Below are 7,968 nucleotides of genomic sequence, written 5' to 3'. Positions count from 1 at the left end.
GCCCGTGGTGTCCAACCTGAACTTCCGGGCCGGGCAGACGATCCCGAACCAGGTCATCGTGCCGATATCCGACGGCACCGGCCGAAGGCTGGAGGTGCCCCCACGCGACCCTACGGGTCAACCCGCACGCCTCAGCGGAGCAGGTTGCGGCTGTACTTCCATTCGGCGGCGCAGCGTTCGTAGCCGAGCCAGTCGTTGACGGCCAGCATCGGGGCGTTGCCGCCGTCGTTGTGGGTGAAGGCCTCGGTGATGCCGGCGGCGCGGGCGCGGTGCAGCGAGTCGGCCTTGGCGAGCTTGGCGAGGCCGCGGCCGCGGTGGGCGCGGGCGGTGGTGGTGAAGGACGACCAGTAGCGGCCCTCGCCGTCGGTCTGGGCGGCGGAGAAGCCGACCGGGCGGCCGTCGGCGAGGACCACGGTGGTGAGTTCGCGGTCGAGGTCGGGCCGGTGCCAGATCTCGGCGAGCCAGGACTCGTAGCCCTGGTCGGCGAGGTCGACGTCGCCCGGCTCGTCGCGGGTGCCCTCGACGTCGACCAGGTAGAGCGGGTACGGGTCGTCGGCGAAGTCGGCGGCGGTGCGCAGTTCGGTGCCGGCCGGTGCGGCGGGCACCGGCGGCAGCGGGGCGGTGAGGTCGCGGCGGGCGAAGTAGGCGACCCGGCCGCGGGTGTAGCCGCGGGCGGCGGCGAAGGCGTGGGCGCCCGGTTCGTCGTCGACCCAGCAGTGCGCGTGCCGGACGCCCTCGGCGGCGAGCGCCTGTTCGGTGGCGTGCAGCAGGGCGGTGCCGGTGCCGCGTCCGCGGTGCTGCGGGACGACGTGGACGGTGGCGAAGCCGTGGCCGGGCTCCTCGCTGTCCGGGTAGGCGCCGAAGCGGGAGGTCGCGAGGATCTCGCCGTCGGCCTCGGCTAGCAGGAGCCGCAGGTGGGGCTGGGCGGCGACCTGCCAGGCGACGGTCTCGGGGGTGGTGACAAGATACGGGCGGCCGGCGCGCAGAGCGGCGCAGGCGGCCCCCGCGTCGGCCGGTCGGAAGGCACGGATCGTGGGCGTCATAGACACGTCACGTTAATGACTCGGCTGCCGCGGCGCCGCCGAATATCCCGGGCCGGTGCCGACGCGGCAGAAAGCTCAAGTTCAGCTCTGAGTTCGGTCGTCGGTGGTTGGCAGCCTCATCGGGCCGGTACACCCTCTGCACGAGGGAGAGGGGGGAGGGCGCATGGCGCACTCGACGGAGCCGCCCCGGCTGGGGGTGGGGATCGGCTGGCGGGCGGAGATCGACACCGCGGTCGAGCGGCTGCCCGGTGTGGACTGGGTGGAGGTGGTGGCGGAGAACGTCTGCGCCGGCCACCTGCCCCGCTCGCTGGAGGTGCTGCGCGAACGCGGCGTCACCGTGGTGCCGCACGGGGTCTCGCTCGGCATCGGCGGTGCCGAGCCGCCGTCGCCGCAGCGGCTGGCCCGGCTGGCCGAGGTGGCCGGGGCGCTGGGGGCGCCGCTGGTCACCGAGCACCTGGCGTTCGTCCGGGCGGGCGGGATGGAGTCCGGCCACCTGCTGCCGGTGCCGCGCTCGCGGGACGCCCTGCGGGTGGTCGCGGAGAACGTGCGGATCGCCCAGGACCAGCTGCCGGTGCCGCTGGCCCTGGAGAACATCGCGGCGCACCTGCGCTGGCCGGACGACGAGCTGACCGAGGGTGAGTTCCTGGCGGAGCTGGTGGAGCGGACGGGCGTGCGGCTGCTGGTCGACGTGGCCAACCTGCACACCAACCGGGTCAACCTGGGCCTGGACGTCTCCGCCGAGCTCGCCCGGCTGCCGCTGGAGGCCCTCGCGTACGTGCACGTCGCCGGCGGGGTGGAGCGGGACGGGGTGTGGCACGACACGCACGCCCACCCGGTCACCGGCCCGGTGCTGGACGTGCTCGCCGAGCTGTGCGGGCACGCCGCGCCGCCCGGAGTGCTGCTGGAGCGCGACGGCGCCTTCCCACCGCCCGCCGAGCTGGCCGGCGAACTCGCCGCGATCCGCGCCGTCCTGGCGGACGCACCGGCCCGGGAGGGGGTGCCGCACCGTGTCTGAGCGCGACGAGTACCTGCTGCGCGGGGACGACGCCGAGCTGGCGGTGGCCCGGGCGCGGCTCGCCGACCGGCAGGCCGGGCTGATGGCCGCACTGGTCGCCGGCGGCCCGGTGCCGGAGGGCTTCGACCCGGCGCAGGTCGCCACCCAGGCCCGCGGCCTGGCCTCCAAGCGGCGGGACACCGTCGCCCGGGTGGTGCCGGAGCCGGCCCGCATCCTCGGCGCGGACTGGCGGCCGCTGTTCGAGCGGTACGCCCGGACCGGCCCGATGCGCGGCGGCTACCGGGCCGACGCACGGGAGTTCGCGGCCTGGGCACTGGCCGCGGAACCGTCCGCCGCCTGGCGGGCGGAGCTCGAGAGGTGGTTGCGGCCGAAGGCCGCGCCCCACCGCGCCGGAGCCTTCCGGGCGGTGCGGGCGGTCCACGGCCGCCTGCGGCGCCGCACCGGCGCCGCCACCGACGGCCGGTAGCCCGGCCGACGGGATCGACCGAGATCCTTCCTGTTCGACCCACGGGGGAGACAAACGATGTGGACTGTTGAATTCACGGTGGCCCTCGTCCTGGTCCTCGCGGCCGGGACGGCGGTGGCCGTCGCCAACGCGCGGATGCGCCGGGTGCCGCACCCGCAGGGCCTGTCCGGGCGCGGGCTCCCGCTGCTGGACACCGCCTTCCTGGCGGGCGGCCCCGCCCGGGTCGCGGACACCGCCCTGGTGCGGATGCAGCAGGAGGGCCGGGTGATCGTGTCGCGGGCCGGCACGGTCACCGTCACCGACTCCTACCCGCGGGACGCCGTCGAGGCGGCGCTGATCGACGCGGCGGGCCCGGCCCGGCAGATCCAGGTGGACGCCCTGCGCCGGGCGGTCGCCCGCAGCGCCGCCGTCCAGGACATCGGCAACCGGCTGGCGGACCGCGGCCTGATGCGCCGTCCGGACCGCCACCGCGCAGTGGTGGTGGCGCGCCGCTTCCTCGGTCTGGCCCTGGCGGCCACGGTGGTGCTCGGCGTGGTCGCGATGGTCTCGTGGGCGACCCGGACGTTCTCCGACCGCTACGACGGCGCCCCGCCGATCTTCCCGTTCGCGGCGCTGCTGGTCCTCGGCATCGTCCTGATGGTGACCACCCGGCCCGACCGCAGCCGGATCACCCCGGCGGGCCGCCGCCAGCTGTCCCTGATGAAGGACGGCACGCCCTGGCGGCCGCACGACGTGGCGGCGCCGGCGGCGGCGCTGCTGCTCCTCGGCGCGCTCGCCCTGGACGGCACCGAGGAGCTGGAGGACGAGGAGTTGCGGGCGGCCCTGGCGGCCCGCCAGGTCGCCGCCTCCACCTCGTTCGGCTCCTCGTCGAGCTGCAGCGGGCCGGTCACCTGGTGCGGGTCGGGCGACTCGGGCAGCGGCTCCTCGTCGGGCTCCTGCGGCTCGTCGAGCTGCGGCTCCTCGTCGGGCTCCTGCGGTTCCTCGTCCAGCTCCTGCGGTTCCTCCGGCAGTTCGTGCTCGTCCGGCAGCTCGTGCGGCTCGAGCTGCGGCGGCGGAGGAGGCTGCAGCTCCTGACCGGGCCGGTCACAGTTCGGTATCGCGGGCCGGGGACGTGTTCCCCGCCCGCCCCCACCGGGGCTAGAACAAGCCCATGTGGGTGCTCCTCCTGATCCCGGCCTGCGCGGCTGCCGCGCTCTCCTGCCTGCAGCTGGTCCGGGTGGCGACGAGGGCGGACGTCCTCGACGGCACCGCGCGGCCGTCCGAGGCGGTGGGCATCGGCCTCTACGAGACGGCCTACCTCGCTGGCGGACCGGCCAGGGTGGTGGAGCTCGCCCTCGTCCTGATGGCCGGCCGCGGGCGGCTGCACCTGGCGCACACCGGCTGGACGACCGTGGTCGACCCGCGCGGCCGCAGCCGGCTGGAACGGGCCCTGATCGAGGCCGTCGGTCCCGAGGGCCAGTGCCGGACGGCACCGCTGCGGGCCGCCCTGGCCGGCCACCCGACCGTGCGGGAGATCGGTGAACGCCTCGCCCGGGCGGGGCTGGCCACCCCCGAGTCCGTCCGGGTGGACACCTCGCGGGCGGTGAAGCAGGTGCGCCGGGCGTTGCTGCTCTGCCTGCTGCTGCTGGCCGCGTCGCTGGCCCTGGCCGCACCGGGCACCGGGGACGCCGGCGCGGCGGTCGCCTGGTTCTCGCTGCCGCTGATCCTCACCTGCGGCACCCTGCTGATGGCCCGGGTGGACGTCCACACCTACACCCGCTTCGCCGCCCCGGCCGGCATGGAGGTCCTGCGGACCGCCCGCGTCCCGCGCCAGCTCGGCCACGACCGCGACCCGGAGCAGGCCATGCTCACCGCCGTCGCCATGGTCGGCCCGGCAGCCCTCGCCGACGAACGCCTGCGCGCGGCCCTCCGGACGTAGGGCCGCGCGCAGGCGGTGGGTCAGGCCAGACCGGCGAAGAGGTCGGCGACCGGCTTGCGGCGGCCGGTGAAGAACGGGACCTCCTCGCGGACGTGCAGCCGGGCCCGGGACGGGCGCAGGTCGCGCATCAGGTCGACGATCCGGTGCAGCTCGTCCGCCTCGAAGGCGAGCAGCCACTCGTAGTCGCCGAGCGCGAAGGAGGCGACCGTGTTGGCCCGGACGTCCGGGTACCCGCGGGCCATCATGCCGTGCTCGGCGAGCATCGCGCGGCGCTCCTCGTCGGGCAGCAGGTACCACTCGTAGGAGCGGACGAACGGGTACACGCAGACGTACTCGCGGGGCCGCTCGTCGGCGAGGAACGCCGGGATGTGGGACTTGTTGAACTCGGCCGGGCGGTGCAGCGCCATGTTCGACCAGACCGGCTCCAGGGCGCGGCCCGCGGCGGTCCGCCGGAAGCGGTTGTACGCCTCCTGCAGGTCGTCGGAGCTCTCGGCGTGCCACCAGACCATCACGTCGGCGTCGGCCCGCAGGCCGGAGACGTCGTAGGTACCGCGCACCGTGACGTCCTTGGCGGCGAGCTGGGCGAAGAGCTCCTCCACCTCGGCGGCGAGGGCGGCGCGGTCCTCCGGCAGCTCGCCCTTGAGCTTGAACACCGACCACATGGTGTAGCGGATGACCTGGTTGAGGTCGCGGGCCTTCTTCTTCGCGGGCTGCTGTTCAGTGCTCTCAGTCATGTCCTCATTGTCCCTTCCGCACCGGCGGCACCGGCCGCCGGGGTCAACAACTCGTTGACGGCGCGGCGGGCGCTGCCGACGCAGGCCGGGATGCCCACGCCGTCGTACGCCGCGCCGCAGACCGCCAGCCGGCCGGCCGCGGCCACCTGCTCCCGCACCCGCGCCATCCGCTCCAGGTGCCCCACCGGGTACTGCGGCAGGCCGGCCCGCCAGCGGGTGACCGCGGTGGCGTACGGGGCGGCTCGCAGGCCGGTGGCGCGTTCGAGGTCGGCGAGGGAGCGGGCGACGAGCTCCTCGTCCGGCAGGTCGAGCGCCGCCTCCTCGCGGTGCCGTCCGAGCGAGGTGCGCAGCAGGAAGGCGTCGGGGGCGGAGCGGTCGAGCCAGCCCCACTTGTGCGAGGAGAAGGTGGACGCCTTGATCGCCCGGCCGTCCACCGGCGGCACCAGGAAGCCGCTGCCGTACGGGAGGGCGGCGGTGTCGGCGCGGTGGAAGGCCATGGTGACCAGGGCCATGCCGGCGTACTCGACGGTGTCCAGTTCGGCGGCGGCGGCGGGCACGTCGGTGCGCAGCAGGGCGGCCGCCTGCGGGGCGGGCACGGCGAGCACGACGGCGTCCGCGTGGAGGACTTCGCCGCCGGTCGCCACGCGCCAGCCCCCGGGGGTGCGGCGCAGTCCGTCGACGGGGCTGTCGGTGCGCAGTTCGGCGCCGGCCCGGCGCAGGTGGGCGGCCGCGGCCTCGGGGAGGGTGCCGAGGCCGCCGCGGAGGCCCTGGAAGACCGGCGGTCCGTCCGCGGCGCGCGGCGCGCCGACCAGGGCGTGCACGCCCTCGACGAGGCCGGTGCCGGCCCGGGCGAGCGGCAGCAGCTGCGGGACGGCGGCGCGCAGCGAGATCTCGTCGGCGTGGCCGGCGTAGACGCCGCCGAGCAGCGGTTCGACGAGGCGGTCGACGACTTCGCGGCCGAGCCGGGCGGCGACGTACTCGCCGATGGCGACGTCCTGGCCGACCTCGATGGGCTGCTCGTGCCGGGCGCGTTCCAGTCCTGCCTCGGAGAGCACCTCGGAGGCGGCGAGCGCGGCGAGGTCGCCGGGGACGCCCATCAGCTGTCCGCCGGGCAGCGGGCGCAGGGCGCCCCGGGTCCAGATCGCGGCGCGGGCGTCGGTGGGCGGCTCCAGTTCGTCCGCGAGTCCGACCGCCCGGGCGAGCTCGACGGCCTCGGGGCGGCGGGCGAGCATCGACTCGGCGCCGAGGTCGACCCGGACGCCGCCGACCTCCCCGGCCATGAGTTTGCCGCCGAACCGGCCGGACGCCTCCAGGAGCGTCACCCGGCGCGATCCGTCGGCCAGGAACACCGCGGCGGCGAGTCCGGCGATGCCGCCGCCGATCACCACGACATGAGGTTCTGCCATGTCCCGCAGTCTTGCACTCCTTACCCCCGGGGCCCCGGCTGCCCCGGCCGCCCGGCGGGGGCGGCCGCGCCGGCGGGCCGCCCCGGATGTCGGCGGCTCGTCAACTCCGTTGCGGCGCAGGGCCGGTGTACACCGGGACGAGGCCGGTTCGTGACCACTTCGGGATCACCGGAGCGGGTCCGGCCGGGCCGTTGCCGCGTCCAATGGTGCGACCGGAGCGGATCCCAGGGGAGGACGGACATGAGGGCCAGGGGCAGACGGGTGCTGGCGGGTGCGGCGGTGGTGGCGGTGCTGCTGCTGGGCGGGTGCGGCGCCGCGGAGCGCGGGGGTTCGTCCTCGGCGGACGCGGCGGCGCCGGCCGAGGCGGTGGCACCGAAGGCGGCGCCGACCGCGGGCGGGCCCGCGGCGGGTGCGGGCGCGGCGGACAAGCCGGCCGGGCAGCCCACCGCCAATGCGTCGGGGGCGCCGACCGCGAACGCGGCCGACCACCGGTTCATCGCCTACACCGGCCGGATCGTGCTGGAGGTGAAGGCCGACGACAAGGGCGGTGCGGCCGAGGCGGTGCGGCGGGTCGCCGCGGACACCGGCGGCTACGTCGGCAGCGAGTCGCTCTCCGACGGGCGCGGCGGCCAGGGTGCCGGGCGGCTGGTGCTGCGGGTGCCGTCGGCCCGCTACCAGCAGGTGATGGAGCAGCTGGCGGGGCTCGGCACCGTGGTGTCGCGCAGCAGCGAGGCGGACGACCTGACGCAGCAGGTGGTCGACACCGAGAGCCGGATGAAGACCCAGCAGGCGTCGGTGGACCGGGTGCGGGCGCTGCTCGCCGAGGCGAAGTCGCTGTCCGAGGTGGTGTCGCTGGAGGGCGAGCTGACCCGGCGCGAGGCGGACCTGGAGTCGCTGAAGCAGCGCCAGCAGGAGCTGGCCTCGCAGACGTCGCTGTCGACCGTCACGGTGGAGCTGCGCCGTCCGGCCACGGCCCCGCCGGTGGCGGAGAAGGAGGACAGCGGCCTGTGGGCGTCGGTGGGCCGTGCGTTCGCCGGCGGCTGGCACGTCCTGCTGGCGGTGGTGCGCGGGGTGCTGGTGACGCTGGCGGCGCTGGCGCCGTTCCTGGTGGTGCTGGCCCCGGTGGCCTGGCTGGTCCGGCGGGCGGTGAAGCGGCGGCCGGCCACGCCGGTGCCGGCCTGGGCGGTGCCGCGTCAGGCGGGTGCCCCGGCGGCTGCGCCCGCGCCGCAGCCGGCACCCTCGGCACCGGCGGCCGAGGTGCAGAAGCCCGAGACGGCCGGGGAGTGAGCACGGCGCGGCGGGGGGGGGGGGGGGGGGCCCCCCCCCCCCCCCGGGGGGGGGGCCCCCCCCCCCCCCCAAAACCCCACACACCGCGTAAGAGAGTGG

6 protein-coding genes and 1 pseudogene are annotated in these 7,968 nt (G+C 76.3%); 4 read left to right on the top strand and 3 right to left on the bottom strand.

What is annotated here, in order from left to right; all coding sequences use genetic code 11:
• Positions 1 to 131 precede the first annotated feature (131 nt).
• Entirely contained in the window at positions 132 to 1,043 is a 912-nt protein-coding gene (locus tag AB0M03_RS38860) for a GNAT family N-acetyltransferase (RefSeq protein ID WP_363501292.1), read from the bottom strand.
• 163 nt (positions 1,044 to 1,206) lie between these two features.
• Here AB0M03_RS38860 and AB0M03_RS38855 point away from each other — a divergent pair.
• From AB0M03_RS38855 to AB0M03_RS38845, 3 genes and pseudogenes are all read left to right on the top strand, one after another.
• Positions 1,207 to 2,524 (top strand): annotated as a pseudogene (locus AB0M03_RS38855) (DUF692 family multinuclear iron-containing protein).
• A 57-nt stretch (positions 2,525 to 2,581) separates the two neighbouring features.
• Complete coding sequence (locus AB0M03_RS38850; protein ID WP_363501289.1) at positions 2,582 to 3,598, top strand: TIGR04222 domain-containing membrane protein; 1,017 nt, start codon at positions 2,582 to 2,584, stop codon at positions 3,596 to 3,598.
• A 76-nt stretch (positions 3,599 to 3,674) separates the two neighbouring features.
• Positions 3,675 to 4,442 carry a TIGR04222 domain-containing membrane protein gene (locus AB0M03_RS38845; protein WP_363501286.1) on the top strand — a complete coding sequence of 256 codons (768 nt, stop codon included), beginning with the start codon at positions 3,675 to 3,677 and terminating at the stop codon, positions 4,440 to 4,442.
• 20 nt (positions 4,443 to 4,462) lie between these two features.
• Here the strand turns inward: AB0M03_RS38845 and hemQ are convergent, their stop codons facing one another.
• The gene (hemQ, locus tag AB0M03_RS38840; RefSeq protein ID WP_363501283.1) at positions 4,463 to 5,176 is read right to left on the bottom strand and encodes a hydrogen peroxide-dependent heme synthase; all 714 of its coding nucleotides are present in this window, start codon (positions 5,174 to 5,176) and stop codon (positions 4,463 to 4,465) included.
• A complete protein-coding gene (hemG, locus tag AB0M03_RS38835; RefSeq protein ID WP_363501280.1) occupies positions 5,173 to 6,582 on the bottom strand; it encodes a protoporphyrinogen oxidase in 1,410 nt (469 codons plus the stop codon). The genes hemQ and hemG overlap by 4 nt, the downstream gene beginning before the upstream one ends.
• A gap of 240 nt (positions 6,583 to 6,822) precedes the next feature.
• Here hemG and AB0M03_RS38830 point away from each other — a divergent pair, with 240 nt between their 5' ends.
• A complete protein-coding gene (locus AB0M03_RS38830) occupies positions 6,823 to 7,869 on the top strand; it encodes a DUF4349 domain-containing protein (protein WP_363501277.1) in 1,047 nt (348 codons plus the stop codon).
• Positions 7,870 to 7,968 lie beyond the last annotated feature (99 nt).

Origin of the sequence: Kitasatospora sp. NPDC051914 (assembly GCF_040680995.1) — a bacterium.
In the GTDB taxonomy this organism is placed as follows: Bacteria; Actinomycetota; Actinomycetes; order Streptomycetales; family Streptomycetaceae; genus Kitasatospora.
The sequence above is the reverse complement of the archived record's forward strand: the minus strand, read 5'-3'. Positions and strand labels throughout refer to the sequence as shown.

Bases quoted from the DNA above. Each gene is read 5' to 3' on its own strand.
- AB0M03_RS38860 (WP_363501292.1), bottom strand. From the start codon at position 1,043: ATGACGCCCACGATCCGTGCCTTCCGACCGGCCGACGCGGGGGCCGCC.
- AB0M03_RS38850 (WP_363501289.1), top strand. From the start codon at position 2,582: ATGTGGACTGTTGAATTCACGGTGGCCCTCGTCCTGGTCCTCGCGGCC.
- AB0M03_RS38845 (WP_363501286.1), top strand. From the start codon at position 3,675: ATGTGGGTGCTCCTCCTGATCCCGGCCTGCGCGGCTGCCGCGCTCTCC.
- hemQ (WP_363501283.1), bottom strand. From the start codon at position 5,176: ATGACTGAGAGCACTGAACAGCAGCCCGCGAAGAAGAAGGCCCGCGAC.
- hemG (WP_363501280.1), bottom strand. From the start codon at position 6,582: ATGGCAGAACCTCATGTCGTGGTGATCGGCGGCGGCATCGCCGGACTC.
- AB0M03_RS38830 (WP_363501277.1), top strand. From the start codon at position 6,823: ATGAGGGCCAGGGGCAGACGGGTGCTGGCGGGTGCGGCGGTGGTGGCG.